The organism is Thalassotalea sp. G20_0 (genome assembly GCF_017744175.1).
Classification (GTDB): Bacteria; Pseudomonadota; Gammaproteobacteria; order Pseudomonadales; family Endozoicomonadaceae; genus Endozoicomonas.
In genome coordinates this window covers 1-528 of record NZ_JAGHQV010000527.1, presented here as the reverse complement: position 1 = coordinate 528, position 528 = coordinate 1, and the positions used below count along the sequence as shown (strand labels likewise).

The 528-nt window shown below is 51.5% G+C and carries 1 protein-coding gene; it reads right to left on the bottom strand.

All coding sequences use genetic code 11. The features are described from left to right. Window positions 1-528: hypothetical protein (locus J7438_RS27390; protein WP_209279161.1), on the bottom strand; the 528-nt coding region annotated here is incomplete at both ends.

Here is a 528-nt window from a genome sequence, read left to right as displayed (position 1 = left end):
GGGGCAACAGCGCGGCCACGGCCTCTTTGAGCCCTGGTGTGTGCTTCTGCCCATTGTCCACCAGTTTCGCCATGGCCCACAGCAGATTGGCGATATGCTGAGGAATAAATTGGTTTTTCTGTGCGTTCACGAGGGGCAACATCACGGTCACAGCCTCTTTGAGCCCTGGTGTCCACTCCTGGCCGTTGTCCACCAGTTTCGCCATGGCCCACAGCAGGTTGGCAATATGCTGAGTAATAAATTGGTCTTTCTGTGCGTTCATGTGGGGCAACAGTGCGGCCACAGCTTCGTTGAGCCCTGGTGTTCGCTCCTGCCCGCTGTCTACCAGTTTCGCAATGGCCCACAGCAGGTTGGCGATTCCCATGGCATCAATATCCCTGGTTTGAGGTTTTTGGTTGCACTTGAATATTATTGAATCAAATAGCGTTGACAATAAGTTAGCCTGAGTAAGTTTAACTTGCTCATCCATGGATTTATAAAGGGTAAAAACACCCGCTGACGTAAATGAGTGCAGTGTTGTCGTCAGGC